We start from the raw sequence: 17,173 nt of genomic DNA, 5'->3' as shown, positions 1-17,173 counted from the left end.
CCTTGTAAAAGTTACGGATTATACCGACTATCAAATCGCCAATAACCGCCACGCCAGGGCGATAACCAAGGAACTTCTTATTAAAGATGATAATGTGGAGTCAAATTGTTCCATGATTGAAAATAATCCCTCAAAAGGAGTGAGTCTCTCAGATTTAATTTGTATCTTCGCCATGTCTATCGTAGGATTCATATGCACATGGTCAAACTAATACTAGTAAGGTATTTGATGAAATATTAAAAGCATTAGACGTATGGTCACTAAACCCAATCTATCAATTATTAAAGGAAATTATTGATATATGAATAATTTTAAACGATTAATCCGATTTATCTGTTTTGGTTTGATGCTAGATGGAATTGTTCGTCTCTTCTTGTTTAGTCAATCACAACGATTAACAGAAATGATAGATCTTAATTATTTGATTATGGTCATCGTTCCTTCATTTATTTATGTATTTTTGTTTGTTTTTTCAAAAAAAATGAGAAAAGGTTTGTCTTTCATGAATCTCGTTTTGGGGTTTGTTTTCTTGTTATCCTTAATTTTAAAATATTTGGTATAATGAACAAAGATAATTTGTATTTACCTTTCTTTTTCAGCATATTTTATTTCATAGGTTGGATAGCTATACATATAGGAATTGGGTCAACTCCTCGTGAAAGTTTAATTTACCATTATCCTGCGGTTCTGTGGAGAGATTTTATAGTAATTATCGTATTGACTATATTTTATTATATATTTTGTTATATACTGCAATTGATATTTGGAATAAAAGATGCTACTGCTCGTTTACAATCAACGGTGGGGTTGTTTTGTTGTTTAGTAATTAGTTTTGTAGTAGGAATTGATTGGAGTCGATTAATTTAACCTCAAATCCGCAACTAAGCCCTTGAACGTCCTTATTCGTTTACACGTCCTCTCATTACTGAATTTGCAGATAATTTGAACTTGAAGCACCCACTTCTTCCTACAACGTCCCCTTAACCCACAATGTGACTTGAGGCAATACACAATATCATTCCCATAAGTTGGTCAGCATTAATTATATTGTTATGCAGTGTAGTTCCAATTTTACAAACGCTGGTTAGTGGATGTTTTTTCGATGTAAAAATATTGTTCTTCAATGAAAGAGCAGTGCGTTTAGCGCAAACAAACGTTAAAGCTTTGGCTTTTATGCGTGATTTCTGTACCTTTGTAATCTAAATATCATTTTATTTTATGCATCCCATTTTTATAGCAGGCCCTTGCGTCATCGAATCGTGGGAACTGCTGGAAACAGTGGCTTCGAGACTGGTTGAAATCAATCAGCGCTTGGGTACAGAGATTATCTTCAAAGCGTCGTTCGACAAGGCAAATCGAACGTCTATACACTCATTTCGAGGTCCCGGTCTCGAAAAAGGACTGCAAATGCTGGAACAGGTAAAGAAAAAGTACCACCTGCGCATCACCACCGACATTCACGAGAGCTATCAGGCAGAAGCCGCGGGACAGGTATGCGACATCTTGCAAATCCCTGCCTTTCTCTGTCGACAAACCGATCTGTTGGTTGCAGCCGCCAAAACGGGCAAGGTGGTAAACATCAAGAAAGCCCAGTTTTTGAGCGGAAAGGACATGAAATATCCCGTTGAGAAGGCACGTGAGAGCGGTGCCAACGAGGTGTGGCTCACCGAACGTGGTAACTGTTTTGGATATAACAACTTAATTGTTGATTTTAGAAATATTCCCGACATGCTCGAACTGGTAGACACGGTCATTATGGATTGTACCCACAGTGTGCAAAGACCAAGTGCGGGTAATGGAAAGACGATTGGCGACAGGCGCTTTGTGCCCTCTATGGCAAAAGCAGCCAAAGCTTTTGGGGCGACAGGTTATTTCTTCGAGACACATCCCACGCCCGACGAAGGTCTTAGCGATGCAGCCAACATGATAGCGCTCGACCAACTTGAGTTGATTATACAAGACTTGTTGAAAGCATAAACCATTCTGACACCAAGAGGAAACGATATTAAGACATGGACGAGAATACGAATAACTTACTGAAACAGACGAAAGATTTTGCTGCACAATGTATCAAGGATGAAGCCCAAGCGTTGTTAGACCTCATCCCACAGTTAGATGAACACTTTGAAAAGGCAGTAGAACTGATGTTCAACTGCAAAGGAAAAATCATTGTAACGGGGGTAGGAAAAAGCGGTCATATCGGTGCAAAGATAGCCGCAACGTTGTCTTCGACTGGCACTCCGGCGTTCTTTATCAATCCGTTGGATGTCTATCACGGTGATTTGGGGGTGATGACACCCGATGATGTGGTGTTGGCTTTGAGCAATAGCGGACAGACAGACGAGCTGTTGCGCTTTCTGCCTATGGTGCTACACATGAAAGTACCCGTGGTATCTATCAGCAGAAACGCCCACTCCTTACTGGCTAAATATTCCACAACCCACATTCTTTGCTCGGTGAAGAAAGAGGCTTGTCCGCTGAACTTGGCACCAACCAGTAGTACTACAGCAGCACTTGCCATGGGTGACGCATTGGCAATTGCCTTAATGAAGGTAAGAAAATTTAAGCCAAATGATTTTGCGCAGTTTCATCCCGGCGGTGAATTGGGTAAGCGATTGCTCACCACAGCTGCAGATGTGATGCGTTCGGACAATCTTCCTATCATTCCAAAGGAGATGCATCTTGGTGATGCTATTATTCATGTTAGCAAAGGCAAATTGGGATTGGGCGTGTCGTTAGAGAACGAACAGGTGGTAGGTTTGATTACAGATGGCGATATCAGGCGAGCCATGGAGAAATGGCAAGCGCAGTTTTTCGACAAAACGGTGAGCGATATCATGACAACAAATCCGAAAACCGTAGCGCCCAGTACAAAAATAACGGAAATACAACGAATCATGCATCAGTATAAGATACATACAGTGTTGGTGGTGGACGAAGCAAACCATTTATTAGGAATAGTCGACCACTATTCGTGCATGATTTAGTAAGACAAGGTAAGAAAATTTGAGGACAGTTTTATTTATTCTAAGTATAGCTTTTTGTGTCACCACAAGAGCACAATCATCCGATTCCATCATTGCTCAAGCGTTGTGCAAGGAAGGCGTTACATTCACACACGATAACAAGGTAACCCTTTTGACCAATGGACAGGAAAAGTTTGATGACTTGTTCAAAGCCATTGAACAAGCCAAAAGTAGTGTACACCTCGAATACTTTAACTTTAGAAACGATTCGATAGCAAGCCTTTTATTTCAGCTTCTTGAGCGAAAAGCAAGTGAAGGAGTTGAGGTGAGGGCGCTTTTTGATGCCTTTGGAAATGCCTCGAATAACCGTCCCTTAAAGAAGCGACACATCGACTCCATACGTGCAAAGGGCATCGAGATTTATAAATTTGATCCTATTACCTTCCCTTGGGTGAATCATGCACTAAGCAGAGATCACCGAAAAATTGTGGTGATTGATGGCGAAGTGGGTTACACTGGGGGAATGAATGTGGCTGATTATTATATAAAAGGTACGAAACAAGTTGGAAAATGGAATGATATGCACTGCCGCATTGAAGGACTTGCAGTAAACACTTTGCAAAGTATTTTCCTAAAAATGTGGAACAAAACGGCAAAACAAAACGTACACGGTTCCAAATATTACAGAGGACACAGAAGTAGAGATTACATGGAGGGCTTAAACCCCGACACTTGTGCCTCTGCTGGGCATAAAACGGTTGGAATGATCAATCGTGAACCCAGAATAAGTAACAAAATCATTCGGGACTTTTATGTTGAGGCAATCAATGCTGCTCGTGACAGTTTGAAGATTATCAACCCCTACTTCACGCTCAATCGTGGTATCAAAAAAGCGCTGAGAAATGCGATTCATCGTGGTGTGAAAGTAGAAATCATGCTTTCTACCAGCAGCGACATTCCCTTGACCCCCGATTGCGGATTTTATAATGCACATCAACTCATGAAGCAAGGGGCAAGGGTATGGATGTTTACCGATGGGTTTCATCATACAAAGGTGATGATGGTGGATGGAAAATTTTGTACCGTAGGGAGTGCCAACCTTAATGCGAGAAGTTTAAGGTATGACTATGAGAACAATGCCGTTATCCTTGATCGGTGTACAACGAAACAATTAGACCATCTTTTTGACCGAGACAAGAAATACAGTTTTCTGTTGACGCCAAAGAGTTGGGATGAGTTTAGGAGTCCATGGCAGAAATTTCGGGGTTGGTTTGCACATTTGTTAGCTCCTTTCTTGTAGCCATAAACTTAACTGAAATGCCCCAAAATAGGTCTGCAAGCAAATCTGTACAGACGCTGAGCCATTATATATTGTTGATGTCTACATACCCATGCGTTACGGCGTAAATGGTTAAAGCAGAGACACTCTTCACCCCTAATTTCTCCATGATATTTTTGCGGTGGGTAATAACCGTTGTCATTCCGATATTTAATCGATCGGCTATCTCCTTGTTGATATAGCCTTGCACGATTAAAGACAACACTTCTATTTCACGGTCAGACAGTACTTTTTTCTTTAGCACTTTGGGTAAAGGTGGAAGGTGTTGCCCCGTACCATGCGCATGCTGTTCGAGCATAAGGACAGAGCGAACAAGTTCGTCCTCTGGAACATTCACACAAATGCTATGAAATCCCGTTAGTTGGGTCATTGGATCATTAGAAGTGGTGAGGACAATGGTCTTTCTACGTCGGTCAAGGAAAAAGCCCCGATTTTCTAAAACAATGCTCACCGATACAAAATAGTGAAAGAAAGAATCAGGAAAGTTTTGACTCAATTCATCAAAGGAATTGAAAGTCGAAACTTCCATAATTGGAAACACATCCTGCAATATTTGCTGTAATCCTAAAATTGCAAGCGTATTGGAATCGATAATCGCAATTTGAGGACGCCCGTTTTTTATCATTTGTTTCTCCATAGCAACGGCAAAGTTACCATTTCTTTTTGGGTTCTCGATAGAATTTTATTAACAATTAGTAATGCGAGGCATAAAAATGACAATATCATTAGCATACCTCGAGAGCAACTCAATGTCAATTAGTGATGCTCTGGGACGATGGCAAAATATTTCACGTCAGTACTCGTGAGATTTTCCATATAGTGCTGGTGTCCCATCGGACAGTAATGCACCTGACCTGCATGCACAGTTTCAATCTCTTGATCGTAATGAAAGGTCAATGTTCCGTCCAACACATAAATAATTTCACAGTTTTGTTCGTGTGTATGTAGTCCCGAACTTGCGCCTGGCTTGAGTGTAGAGAGCATTATTTTGCACTTATCGTCTGCAAAACTTTTCGTTCTTAACTCTCCTACTCCGCCCTTAAAGCCCTGAATGACCTGTTCTTTAATCTGTTCGAAATCGATAACCATAGTCTATTTTTTTGATTTTTATTGGTCATACAAAAGTATATAAAATATAGAAAAATACAAAATCAATGGAAGAAAAACTCAGGATTGTGGGTACAGATTAAAATAGGTGCACCCTTTTGAGAATGCACCTATATAAGTTTGTAACAGAATAAAGCCTGCGATTATTTGGCTGATTCGTGTTTGTAGTAAACGCCATTAGCCAATTGTGCCGTACCTTTGAAGGTAGACTTTGTGGCGATGACCGTAAGTTTGTCGCCTACCTTGAGTCCAAGTTTACCAACAGCCCCCTTACGAGCATCGTCAGTTGCACCATAACCTGGGTAGCATCCATATAGATAGATTTCGCTATCTCCATCTTTCAATGTCATGTTGCCGTAATCAGCATTCTTTATTTCTTTAATTGTACCTGTCACCAAATAATGAACTTCTTTGCTATCCGACTTTTTCAGCACATCTGCAATGGTGATAGGCGTAACGTGTTTAACATTTTCCAAAGCTCCTTTGACCATCTGTGGGGTTCCTTTGTATTCGCCACGCTTACCCGCAACGGTGATGATGTCGCCTTCTTTAACATCCTTACCTTTGAATCCATGCAGTCCATAAACATAGACTTCGCCAGAAAAATCTTTCAGATAAACGTTGCCATACTCTGCATTTTTTATCTTAGTGACAATGCCAGTTAATCTATATTGTGTTTCACCCACAGGTGCGGCAAGGAAGTTGGCTACAGATGCCTTTACGATAGCTCCCAACTGCACAATAGTAGCCGAAGAGGTATAATCCTTCTTTCCATCTGTGGTATGGAAGATAATCTTGCAATGGCGGTCTCCACCTGTATTGGCAGTTGCCATGAACTTAACAACGGCGTTAGTACCTCTCGACTGAATGGAAGAGATAGCGAGCCAAGACTTAGCCGATTCGGGTATTTCTACCGATACACCTTGTCCCTTACAAGTAAGATGAACTGTCGTTTCGCCTCCACCAACGGCTATTGTGTCGTTAAAGACGGAGTCGACTTTTATCAAAGACTTAACGATATTGAGTACATCAACATCTGCTAACTCTATGGTTGAGCCATAAATCTTTTTGGGTCCTTCTACCGTGACTTCATCACCCACTTCAATTCCAAGACTTGCAAAGTTCTTTTTATTACCCTTTTCATCTTTCGTGCCATAAATCAAAATCTCTCCCGTCTTGTCTTTAAGAATCCAGTTACCATAGAGCGTATTGCTGATAGAAGATACAATACCTTTCACGCGATAGGTCTTGCCAGCAGGACCAGCCAGCACATTAGCGACGGTTACGACTTCTTTCTTTGACAAGCCCTGAATGACATTGACGTATTGAGTCTCGCCAGCACAATGGATAAGTACTTGTGCAGAGCGTCCATCCAAAGTCTTATCGGCTTTGAAAGTGAGTAACTCATTACCCTCATTGTCTTTACCCTTCGTGATAGAAAGCCATTTAACAGAGTCTGTTTTGGTGACGACTTTTTCCATCGTCCAATCCGTTGATGCTTTCACGATGATAGAAGATTCTCCACCTTCAACAGGTATCGACACATAAGAGGAGGAAACCTGAACTGCATCTAACAGTGTGATGTCTTTATTGTCTTCACAGCTGGTGAACCCAAGAGCTATAAAGGCAATGAATGTAAGAAAAATATATTTTAGTTTCATGTTTTCAATTTTTCAACTATATGAATTAATTAAATGTATATTTAATACCAATGGAGGCATACCAGCACTGTCCGAGAGAGTAACTTGGTGTGAAGGTTTCGGTATTGCCTTGTATGGACGAAGGAGTTGAGTAAGTGGCATAACCTTCTTTGTCTACACCTTCGAATTTAAGGATACGTGCTTCAGCACCAATAGCAGGATTCAAATATTTTGCTACACCCCAACTAGAATTGAAAAGATTCATGAGGTTCTTGACGTCACAACTGAGTTGCAGTTTGTGTTTGGTGTTGCCAATGTTGACTTTGAAATCGTGCTTATAACTAAAGTCGATGCGGTGAACCCATGGAGAATACAGACTGTAAGCCTCTGCATATTCGCCCTGATGCTTTTTGAGGTAGTTATTGTTATGCACGTAATCCATGAAACGAGTCTTATCATCTTCAGAAACAAATCGGAAATCATTGTTCGCTACTTGTTCATCGGTAGGAATATATAGGGCATCGTAATTATAGCCGTCGTTATTGATATCATTCACCGTCATGTAAGAGTAGTTGGCTCCACCTCGCCATGCTTCGTAGAAGAAACCATAGTGGTTACCACTCTTGTCATGAATGGTTGCAGATGCCATTAAGCGATCGGGAGTAACATACTGTGAATTGTGCAAACGAATGTGGTTAGGTCCTTCAACCGTAGGTACATAAGTAAATGCTGACTCAGCGTTAGAACCAGGCATACCTGTTACGTTCTTAGACACCGTGTGCGTATAAGCTGCTGTGAAATCCAACCATTCGGTAGGTTGGGTATTCAAAGTAATGTTTCCTATCCAACCATATCCACGACTGGTATTCTCAAGAACGAAGGCACTGGTGTTGGTATGATATCCTGTGGGATAAATAGGTCGGTTGTCTACACCGTTGAAGCGTGCAAAGCCTCCTACTGAAGGAATGCTCCAATCAGAGATAGAAGTCTCGTTGATGGATTTGTTGAAAATTAATTCGCCTGTCAGAGTTGCAGGAAATGAAATTGGGAGCTGGTAGTCAACAGCAATGGAGGTTTTCCATACCTGTGGCATCTTAAAATCAGAAGCGATTCCAGCCACTGCCGAAGGCACTACGCCATCTTCAGGCTTGACCGTTGTGGGATAACCTAAAGACGCCAATTTATCGTAAAGAGCGGCATGTGTGGCTCTCCCCTCTCCGTCTGTTACCAATCCACCTGCAAACTGTGTCATGTCAAAACCTCGCTTGGCAGCAATTCCTGCATTGATGTGTGCATTGTATTGCACCATACCACCGTTGGTAGGCATGTTGGTAAAGAATACAAGTGGCAGATTTCCTGCAAACAGTCCCGTACCACCACGTACTTTCAGCGTCTTATTACCCAAAACATCCCAGCTGAATCCAACACGTGGAGAGAATATCCAGTTGGCATTAGGCCACTTGCCAGTGTCAAGGTGTCGACCATTAAAGTCTAAGTCATTGATTGCTTTATTGGCAATCAAATCTTTGTTATCGAAGACTAAATTATCAATGCGCAATCCGTATGTCAACTTAAAGTTATCGGTCATTGACCATTCGTCTTGTGCATAGAGACTGTACTTGTTGGTACGTACACGAGCTGCGGGGGCTTTTTCGCCATCATAACCGTAGGTAAGGTTTACAATCTCAGGTGTACCTCCATTCAGAAAATCATCTAAAGAAGTATAGCGATAATATCCCGTACCATTACGCATATAAGAGTTATCAGCCATTTTATATTCATAAGCCAAGCCTCCTATTATCTTATGTTTGCCCAAGTAATAGGTCAACTCATCTTTCACGTTCCATACATTGTTATGAACAGCATTGTTCCAAGTAAACAACTCGTATCCAAGTGACAAATAAGCTTGTCCATCTTTAAGGATATCTATGAAGGGGAATTCACTTGAATTAGTACCACGAACATCGTCCAATTTAGAATAAGTAGCCAATAATTGGTTTGATAAGTTTTCTGATAATCTACTATTCAAATCAAAGGAGAACGAATGTACCAAGTTATCCTTGGAATACATCGAATTAGCATAAGCCATAGACGCTTTTGACAAGCGACCTTCTGACATACGCGTACCACCGTCCATAGAAGAAGCATTAGGAGAAATCCAGTTTTGATTCTTTGTATAGTTATAACGCAAAGCCAAACGATGTTGGTCGGTAATGTTCCAATCGATACGTGCCAACAGCTTATAATTATTCTTGTCGGCAGGGAAATCGGCGTAAGAACCCGTGTCATAACCATATTTGTTTTTGACAAAATCTGACACTGTCTGCAAATCCTTCAAAGATGTACGAGAGATAAAGTTGTCAGGGTCTGCAATACCCTTAGCAGATCCTCTCCAACGGTTCACTATCGTAGGAATGTTAATAGCCTCGGCATTTACAAAGAAGAACAATGTATTCTTAAGAATTGGACCTCCGAGCGTAAAACCGTATGTGGTCTTCTGATCCTTTTCGCGAGCTCCAGATATTTGTTGCCTTTTTACAGCGTCTCCTCTGAGGTTCTCGTTTTCATGATATACGTATGCCGTTCCTTGAAACTGGTTGTTACCAGATTTGGTAATTGCGTTAACACCACCACCAATAAAGTTTGTTTGTCGCACATCGTATGGTGCAACAACCACTTGTAACTCTTCGATAGCCTCTATTGAAATAGGATTTCCTCCACCAGGAAGTGAGGGACTCAAACCAAAATTGTTATTGAAGTTGGCACCGTCTACCGTAAAGTTTGCAGTACGACCGTCTACACCTCCAAAGCTCATACCGTTGCCGCCATAAGGAGACAAGCGTGTGATATCAGTAATACTTCGGCTTACTGTCGGCAAATTTGCTATCTGCGACTTGTTGATGTTGGTAGAAGCACCAGTCTTTTCGGCAGCAAACTTCGAAGCCGTAGCACTTACAACAACCTCTCCTAACAGTGCTGCATCCTCAGAAAGCTCAACATTCAGGTTGTAAACTTCGGCCAATTGCAACTTAATGCCCGTGTAAGTCTTAGTTTGATAACCAACATAACTTACTGTCACCTTGTATGGTCCGCCTGTACGCATACCTTGAATATTGAAACGACCATCTACATTCGTCACTGCTCCATAACGCGTTCCAGAAGGTTCGTGAACCGCTTGAATGGTAGCACCAACGAGTTGTTCACCCGTTCCCTTAAGTGTAACCTTACCATTCATGGAAGAAGTTGTAACCTGAGCCATGATGGAATGACAAACTATCATCATCATGCTCACCAGAAAAAGAATTCTTTTCTGCATTTTGTTTGATAAATTTTAATGAATAATGCGGTAAAATATCGTGTAATACAGATTACGATTGCAAATTTAGCTAAAAATATCGATAAAGTTGTTACATTTTTATTAAAAATGTATGCAACATGAACATTTATCGACATTTATCGATAGGATTCACATTGAAAGAAAGTTGTTACTTGTTTTACCACTTGTCTTAGAACTTAGCAATTCAAAGAGTTACACAGCAGCAAGAATCAAATATTGAGAATCATACGCATTCCACAAATGTATTCAATGAACTGTATTGCTCTTCCAGATGGATGCCATCTTATTTCGAATAATCCAACTGTTAATGGCTGTGACGCCTAATAATAGAACTACGCCTAATAAGCAAGTCGGACCAAGACCGCCATTATCAAGACTGGGCAACAGATTATACAATACATCCATGTACAAGGGGCGAACGATTGCTAAAATTCCTATCGCAAGTACGAACACAAGTCCATGAAGTGACAAGGTCAGAAGCTGATAAGGTTGGGCAACTTGTGATGGACTATATCCTATGAGCATCAAATTTTGTAGCTTAGAAGTATTTTTTTGTACCAAAAGATAAATGCTTAACATCAAAATATAAAAGCTCAATACAGATATGATCAATCCTATCATCATCACTATCACTACAATCAGGCGAAAGAAATAAGCCATCTTTTCTGCAGAAGAATTGCTGTTTTCTACTTCATATCCTTTTTTTTCTAAGTATTGTGAGAATTGTGTATCTGTGGGATTTGCTACATCTACGATGAGTCGATTAGGTTCATTTTGAGGAGTTGATGAGAATCTTTGGTTACTCCACACCATAAAACTTTCTGGAACCAAAATGGTACTGAGTTGGCTGGAGAAGCCTATCACCTTTCCCTTTAGTGTTTGTTCTTGTCCATTTCCACGGATATGGATTTGTACATCAAGCATACCCACTAAACCTTCAGAAATCTTTGGCAGCGAATGATTTCTTGCATAGCCGAAGTTATACATCGCCAAATACGATTTAGGGAATATGATAGGCACGATATCGTCTTTCCCATCGTACTTCCATTCTGATAAGGGAACATTTACAAAAGCGTCTGGAATACTTTCAAAAAAGAACTCGGAGTCAAAGAGACGATTTCCTTGTACATCCATGCTTACCTCTGATTGATAATTAGCTGAATGAAAGGAACCCACTTTTTGTATAAATGGTTGTTGAGAAAGATGATTTATTTCTGATGAGGAAAAATTGTTTGTCCTACCACTAAACGATGTGTTGGTATCTATACGTTTACTGATAACGAGATAATCGCTCTTCATGAAACTGTCTTTATCTTGGAAGAAAGGCAAAACATCACGATAGAACTGGTAGCCAAACAACACAATAAACATCCCAAAAAGACTTGCAAAAAAGAATCCAACAAATTGTGGGATACTCATATTCTGCTTCAGCAGTTTCCAAACTAACTTCATAATCGTATCATCTTATCGTATAAAGCAGGCATATGCTTACCGATACTGGTAATAATGACACCTGCTCCTTGCTTGTTTACTTCTGTCATCATGAGGTCTTGCATTACCTTCGCATTCATATCGTCAAGATGACTAATGGGTTCATCTGCCAACAAGAAGTCGAATGGCTGAACTAAGGCACGCATCATTGCCACTCGCTGCTGTTGTCCAAAAGACATTTTAGAGACCTGAACATTCTTCTTATCAGCGATACCTAATGCTTCGAACCAGCCCATTATCTCGCTCTTCGATTTATACTTGGTCATGTTATTCTTAATCTCAACATTCTCCCAAGCTGTCAATTCAGGAAATAGTCGAAGTTCTTGAAACATATAACTGATATGATGTCTTCGAATATCTATCCAATGACGAATATTAAAACTGCTAATATCCTGTTGATCAAACATGATACAGCCAGCATAATCGTGTCTATACCCTATTACATAACTGCAAAAAGTACTTTTTCCTTTGCCCGAATGTGCTTCAATCAGGTAATTCTTACCTTTCTCTAAGGTGATATGTCTGTTCCAAACTTCGGATTGTAAGCCTTCCGTTTTTTCAAAAACGTGTGGCATTACATAGTCAAAAAGAATTGATTCCACGAGTTAATTGAGTTTATACACGAGGGTATGTATGTTTCCAAAAACAGGTCTGAGCAAATCTGTTATCATGCTAAGCCTTTCGTTGCGATAATCCCTCACATTGATAATCATCACCATCTTTTCACCCTTTATCTGATGGAGTATTAAACTCTCAAACGGATGATTGGATACCTTTATTGAATTTAATGCCTCTTGCGGAGTTGCTCCACTGTAAAATTGCAGGTTGTCAGTAACACCAAAGAAAAATCTTGTTTTGCCATTCGTATATACAAAAGCATGCTTGTTCCAATCTGTTAGCTTTCCACCCGCAGGAACAGATTGCTTCCAGTAATCCACATCTGCCAACCATTTGGAATGTGCTAATTGAGCCGCCATCGAGATACTGATATTTTGCTGCTCATATTGAGGAATCACCACACTCATATCTCCGTTGACACTTCGAATAATGTTATCCAAATCAATGGCTTGATTGATTCCTGTCAGGAGCACTTGTAAGCTTTTATTATTCTGCAATATGGGTAAAAACTGCTTGCCATCTACGTTAACAAACATCCCAAACAATGCTGTATCTGGCATTGCTGCTATGTATTTACCTTGAATAGGACGATAAATCTTTTTCGACTCCTGTATCGTTTGGTTGATACGCTTATTCCACGAAAACGGTGAACCTTCTACATACCAACATCCCTTCTCTACTTTCATCTTGGCAGCTATCAAGACATCTGTTGTCGTTGCATCCTTTGGGGCTCCAAGCATCAACGGGGCAATGATTTTATCGGGCAAGGCTTGTGCTTGTGCCACTAACGTCATAGGACTGTCCAAAGAGTCTAAAACTTGGTATATCGGTGACGCCAAGATACTTTCTTCTTCGTCTTGTTGCAAGTATTTGGCAATGGTGGCTTTCGCTTCTTCTTGCTTCGTCAGTGGAATAGGTCCCATGATTAACAACGACTGCTTGTTATATCCCACCATCCACGAATCACGAATTGTAGAAAAGAACGCATCTCTAAATGAAACGGATTCACTCCCCATGCGTTGGAGCATAGTTGATATTTTGTCAGCATTATCCACTTTAGCACAAATACCAAGATTTCCATCAGGAGATGTAAAAAGATAAATCTTTTGCGTGAAGTCTATCCCACTCTCATCAAGATTTTTCATCTTAAGAATGGTTCTGAGAAGTGTTTTATTATTGATGCCACTCATCTGACTGGCATCAAAAGATACCAATGCTGTAGACTCCTTAGGAATGGCTTGCTGATAGCTTTCATTGGCACATCCTGTGAATAACAACACAGAGAAGATAATTGCTACTAAAGAATAGGTGTAAGAGAATTTCATTGTAGAAAAAATAGTTTATGGGTAACAACGTCTAAACATTTGGGTCATCGCAACTGCCATCAGTCCAGCGGTTTCAGTGCGAAGTCGGTTTTTTCCAAGTGAGATTGATTCAAACCCTGCTTGCTCGGCTAATTTCACTTCATCAACAGAGAAATCACCTTCAGGACCTACCAAGATAGTTATATCGTCATCGTCTGTCATTTGGTGGAGCGTAGTGAGCAAATCTTTGCGTTCAATCTCTGGGTAGCAATGTGCTATATAGCGATGTCCTGTCGTTTGATGATGAATAAAGTTCTTATACGAAACCATTGGATTAACAATTGGCTTCCAAGGCTTTCTACTTTGTTTCATTGCCGCTATCACAATCTTTTCTAATCGGATTGGACGTATCTGTTTGCGTTCAGAAAATTGACAATTCAAGAATGTGATTTCATCAAATCCTATCTCTGTCATCTTCTCAACCATCCATTCTATACGCTCCATCGTCTTGGTAGGTGCAATCGCTAAATGAATATGTCCACGCCAGCTTTTTTGTTGCGGTAGTGTTTCCTGTATTTCATAGAAGCAATGCTTGGTTGAAGCAATCGTAACTATTGCTCGATAAAAATTTCCAACGCCATCCATGAGAAACATCTCATCTCCACTCGATAATCTTAGTACGCGTAACGCGTGGAGTGCTTCACTTGTAGGAAGTTCGTTAACGTGGTCGGCATCAGGAACAAAAAAATATCTAACTTCTTTCATTTTTTGTCATCTGTATCAAGTAAATTGCGTCTTTTCATTTCATCTCTCAAGTGTGATGCCATTTCGTAATTTTCTTCTTCAATGGCTTTATTTAATGCTTTTCTCAGCATATCATCAGTCAGCGTGTTGAGAGGAATAGACATCCCTTTGGAATCCTTCTTAAAAGCAACACTTTGTTTCTTCATCAAATTCTCATCCATATAAATGGGCGTTTTACTAATCAAGGACAGCAGCAAAGCATCGCTCACCCTTATCGTATAAGGTTCAAATGTCGAATTATTCATCAACAAACACCGATATTGACCGTCTATCACATCGTGGATAAGAATTTCAAAGTCAGCAGTCGTTTCACTCCGCACTACGTGCCATAACACCTCTGGTAATAACAGGGGTGTAATAGGGATATTTTGTATTCGCAACTGCAACTGGTACAACATCTGATAGTCGCAAGGAATAGCGATTTGGCGTTGCTCATTTTCATCAACAAGTATCACCAATCCCACATCCTTGTTACCCACTATTTCTGTCACACTTTTAACAGTTAGCCGTATTTTATTCATACTTTCACTTCTTTTTTAGGTCTAAACATGAAACCAAAGCAAATACCTACTACCAAAGCATAGGCTGCAAAAATATACCAGCATATAGGCCAATCTGTCACGCCATTCACTGTATGCGAAGTAACGACAGCTTGCGCAGCAAACGAACCAGCCGTGGCACCTATTCCATTGGTCATCAACATAAACAATCCTTGTGCACTGGAACGAAGAGAGTGTGGTGTAGCTTGGTCTACATATAGCGACCCACTTATATTAAAGAAGTCAAACGCCACACCATATATTATCATGGAAAGTAAAAACATCCACACGCCACTCCCAGGATTACCTAAACCGAGTAAAGCAAATCTGAGCACCCAAGCAAACATCGCTATTAACATCACATTCTTGATTCCATACCTTTTCATAAAGAAAGGAATCATCAAAATGCACAGCGTCTCACTCACTTGAGACAAAGAATATAAAATGACAGGGTATTTAACACCAAAAGAATCAGCATAGGCTGGTATCGATTTGAAACTTTCTATAAAGGGAGTGGCAAAACCGTTGGTTATCTGCAAACTTACTCCTAATAACATGGAGAAGATAAAGAAGATAGCCATATGCTTATCCTTAAACAAGGAGAAAGCGCGCAACCCAAAAGCATCCACCAAAGAGGTAGCCTCATGATGCTTACTAACTGGACATTTGGGTAAGGTAAAGGTATATAAGAAAAGAAGTACACTCAAAACCCCACTCACCACAAATTGGTTTTGGTTGCTCTTAAATCCCATGATATCTACAAACCACATGGCACAAATAAATCCGATGGTGCCAAAGGTACGAATGGGTGGAAAATCTTTAATCGTATCCATTCTTGCTTGTGTCAGCGCAGTGTATGCAACCGAGTTGGATAAAGCTAAGGTCGGCATATAAAACGCTACACTCAATGAATACAATGTAAAAAGAACACCAAACTCTGCCGCACTACCTTGCATATATCCATAATAAGCGGCACCAAACATAAACAACCCCGCAAGCAAATGGCACATACCCAAAAGTCGTTGTGCTGGTATCCATCTATCGGCTATGATACCCATCAACGCAGGCATAAATATAGAAACGATGCCCTGCATGGCGAAAAAGATTCCAATATTTGACGCCATTCCAATGTTCGTCAAATAAATGCCCATACAAGTAAGATATGATCCCCAAACGGCGAACTCCAAAAAGTTCATGGCCGCCAAACGCACTTTTAAGTTCATAGTTGACTCTTTTCGTTGTTTTATTGATGATGCAAGCCGAAGACAAACAAGCTTTGCTTGATTAATACAAAGGTACGCTAAATGTAACAACTCACAAAATAAATGAGTATTTTTTAAGTCTCATCTCACGACTCTTGCTCAAAATAATATAAATGCCAGACCAAGAAAAATGTTGGGATTCAAAATACCAAGTGAGACTTTTTTCTTAAATTTGCAAACGTAGTTGAATTTTGAAGTTGAATCTACCATGCAGCATATCTAACACACCTTTTTTGTTTAATGATTATTTAATGAGCATCTATGTACAAAATTATAGCAAGTTTATATCGTTATAACATGAGGGGATTTAATAAGAGTATCCCCTATTTTGCTACGTTAAGCAACATCCTCGTACTTTTTATATTTATTTACTTTCTAATAATAGTTCTATTAGATACAAAGAGTATATTTGATATTTGGCATGCAGACTCGAAAGGAGAACAGTATCTGATAGGTGCAATTTTAGTTGTACCGTTGTATTCTTTAGCGTGGTTTTTATTTCCTGAACGAAAAATGAAAGAACACGAGACGTTACTGACAAAGAAAGAATATCGATTGGGATTATTCTTTTATGTTTTCTTGGTAATATTCCTGATAGTTCTTTTATTTATTGTCGCTAAGGCAAGGGTATAAAGAAGTATTTAAAGTTTGTAAGCATCACACCGTGCATCCTTTCCAACTATCATGTCGCGCCACCCTATTTCTCTGCAGCCTATAAAAAATCGGGTAGGAGGTAAATGTTATTCATAAAAGGCATTTACCTCCT

At 40.0% G+C, this 17,173-nt stretch carries 15 protein-coding genes; 5 read left to right on the top strand and 10 right to left on the bottom strand.

Translation table 11 applies throughout. From position 1 onward, the window contains the following. From HMPREF9304_RS14845 to HMPREF9304_RS01565, 5 genes are all read left to right on the top strand, one after another. Positions 1-211, top strand: a 211-nt coding sequence (locus tag HMPREF9304_RS14845) for a hypothetical protein (protein ID WP_231564439.1), incomplete at its 5' end; no start/stop codon positions are given. A gap of 350 nt (positions 212-561) precedes the next feature. After that, positions 562-867, top strand: coding sequence for a hypothetical protein (locus HMPREF9304_RS14620; RefSeq protein ID WP_102188850.1), 306 nt, complete (start codon positions 562-564; stop codon positions 865-867). A gap of 351 nt (positions 868-1,218) precedes the next feature. After that, entirely contained in the window at positions 1,219-1,977 is a 759-nt protein-coding gene (gene kdsA, locus HMPREF9304_RS01575; RefSeq protein WP_036926075.1) for a 3-deoxy-8-phosphooctulonate synthase, read from the top strand. A gap of 35 nt (positions 1,978-2,012) precedes the next feature. Next, the gene (locus tag HMPREF9304_RS01570; protein WP_008125269.1) at positions 2,013-2,987 is read left to right on the top strand and encodes a KpsF/GutQ family sugar-phosphate isomerase; all 975 of its coding nucleotides are present in this window, start codon (positions 2,013-2,015) and stop codon (positions 2,985-2,987) included. A gap of 19 nt (positions 2,988-3,006) precedes the next feature. Next, a complete protein-coding gene (locus HMPREF9304_RS01565) occupies positions 3,007-4,266 on the top strand; it encodes a phospholipase D-like domain-containing protein (protein WP_052045825.1) in 1,260 nt (419 codons plus the stop codon). Between the two features lie 64 nt (positions 4,267-4,330). On the opposite strand, the gene HMPREF9304_RS01560 is transcribed toward HMPREF9304_RS01565, so the two are convergent. The 10 genes from HMPREF9304_RS01560 to HMPREF9304_RS01515 form a co-directional block, all read right to left on the bottom strand. Further along, positions 4,331-4,930: a helix-turn-helix transcriptional regulator gene (locus HMPREF9304_RS01560; RefSeq protein ID WP_231564438.1), complete on the bottom strand. Its 600-nt coding sequence runs from the start codon at positions 4,928-4,930 to the stop codon at positions 4,331-4,333. Positions 4,931-5,061: 131 nt separating this feature from the next. After that, entirely contained in the window at positions 5,062-5,394 is a 333-nt protein-coding gene (locus tag HMPREF9304_RS01555; RefSeq protein WP_025072794.1) for a cupin domain-containing protein, read from the bottom strand. 161 nt (positions 5,395-5,555) lie between these two features. Further along, positions 5,556-7,073, bottom strand: a complete 1,518-nt coding sequence (locus tag HMPREF9304_RS01550; protein WP_036926074.1) for a BACON domain-containing protein — start codon at positions 7,071-7,073, stop codon at positions 5,556-5,558. A 25-nt stretch (positions 7,074-7,098) separates the two neighbouring features. Then, a complete protein-coding gene (locus HMPREF9304_RS01545; RefSeq protein ID WP_036926073.1) occupies positions 7,099-10,368 on the bottom strand; it encodes a TonB-dependent receptor in 3,270 nt (1,089 codons plus the stop codon). Between the two features lie 267 nt (positions 10,369-10,635). Beyond that, entirely contained in the window at positions 10,636-11,841 is a 1,206-nt protein-coding gene (locus HMPREF9304_RS01540) for a transporter (RefSeq protein ID WP_036926072.1), read from the bottom strand. Beyond that, positions 11,838-12,482, bottom strand: a complete 645-nt coding sequence (locus HMPREF9304_RS01535) for an ATP-binding cassette domain-containing protein (RefSeq protein WP_036926071.1) — start codon at positions 12,480-12,482, stop codon at positions 11,838-11,840. The genes HMPREF9304_RS01540 and HMPREF9304_RS01535 overlap by 4 nt, the downstream gene beginning before the upstream one ends. Before the next feature lie 3 nt (positions 12,483-12,485). Next, the gene (locus tag HMPREF9304_RS01530) at positions 12,486-13,823 is read right to left on the bottom strand and encodes a DUF4836 family protein (RefSeq protein ID WP_036926070.1); all 1,338 of its coding nucleotides are present in this window, start codon (positions 13,821-13,823) and stop codon (positions 12,486-12,488) included. A 15-nt stretch (positions 13,824-13,838) separates the two neighbouring features. After that, positions 13,839-14,567 (bottom strand): 16S rRNA (uracil(1498)-N(3))-methyltransferase, encoded by a 729-nt coding sequence (locus HMPREF9304_RS01525; RefSeq protein WP_036926069.1) that lies wholly within the window; start codon positions 14,565-14,567, stop codon positions 13,839-13,841. Continuing rightward, positions 14,564-15,127, bottom strand: coding sequence for a bifunctional nuclease domain-containing protein (locus HMPREF9304_RS01520; protein WP_008125668.1), 564 nt, complete (start codon positions 15,125-15,127; stop codon positions 14,564-14,566). The genes HMPREF9304_RS01525 and HMPREF9304_RS01520 overlap by 4 nt, the downstream gene beginning before the upstream one ends. Continuing rightward, entirely contained in the window at positions 15,124-16,368 is a 1,245-nt protein-coding gene (locus HMPREF9304_RS01515; protein ID WP_036926068.1) for an MFS transporter, read from the bottom strand. The genes HMPREF9304_RS01520 and HMPREF9304_RS01515 overlap by 4 nt, the downstream gene beginning before the upstream one ends. Positions 16,369-17,173 lie beyond the last annotated feature (805 nt).

It is taken from the genome of Hoylesella timonensis S9-PR14, assembly GCF_000762405.1.
Taxonomy (GTDB): Bacteria; Bacteroidota; Bacteroidia; order Bacteroidales; family Bacteroidaceae; genus Prevotella; species Prevotella timonensis_A.
The sequence above is the reverse complement of the archived record's forward strand: the minus strand, read 5'-3'. Positions and strand labels throughout refer to the sequence as shown.

What these genes read in the sequence shown, in the direction of transcription:
- HMPREF9304_RS01545 (WP_036926073.1), bottom strand. Translation starts at nt 10,368, where the DNA reads ATGCAGAAAAGAATTCTTTTTCTGGTGAGCATGATGATGATAGTTTGT.
- HMPREF9304_RS01525 (WP_036926069.1), bottom strand. Translation starts at nt 14,567, where the DNA reads ATGAAAGAAGTTAGATATTTTTTTGTTCCTGATGCCGACCACGTTAAC.
- kdsA (WP_036926075.1), top strand. Translation starts at nt 1,219, where the DNA reads ATGCATCCCATTTTTATAGCAGGCCCTTGCGTCATCGAATCGTGGGAA.
- HMPREF9304_RS01520 (WP_008125668.1), bottom strand. Translation starts at nt 15,127, where the DNA reads ATGAATAAAATACGGCTAACTGTTAAAAGTGTGACAGAAATAGTGGGT.
- HMPREF9304_RS01530 (WP_036926070.1), bottom strand. Translation starts at nt 13,823, where the DNA reads ATGAAATTCTCTTACACCTATTCTTTAGTAGCAATTATCTTCTCTGTG.
- HMPREF9304_RS01515 (WP_036926068.1), bottom strand. Translation starts at nt 16,368, where the DNA reads ATGAACTTAAAAGTGCGTTTGGCGGCCATGAACTTTTTGGAGTTCGCC.
- HMPREF9304_RS01560 (WP_231564438.1), bottom strand. Translation starts at nt 4,930, where the DNA reads ATGATAAAAAACGGGCGTCCTCAAATTGCGATTATCGATTCCAATACG.
- HMPREF9304_RS01540 (WP_036926072.1), bottom strand. Translation starts at nt 11,841, where the DNA reads ATGAAGTTAGTTTGGAAACTGCTGAAGCAGAATATGAGTATCCCACAA.
- HMPREF9304_RS01555 (WP_025072794.1), bottom strand. Translation starts at nt 5,394, where the DNA reads ATGGTTATCGATTTCGAACAGATTAAAGAACAGGTCATTCAGGGCTTT.
- HMPREF9304_RS01550 (WP_036926074.1), bottom strand. Translation starts at nt 7,073, where the DNA reads ATGAAACTAAAATATATTTTTCTTACATTCATTGCCTTTATAGCTCTT.
- HMPREF9304_RS01570 (WP_008125269.1), top strand. Translation starts at nt 2,013, where the DNA reads ATGGACGAGAATACGAATAACTTACTGAAACAGACGAAAGATTTTGCT.
- HMPREF9304_RS14620 (WP_102188850.1), top strand. Translation starts at nt 562, where the DNA reads ATGAACAAAGATAATTTGTATTTACCTTTCTTTTTCAGCATATTTTAT.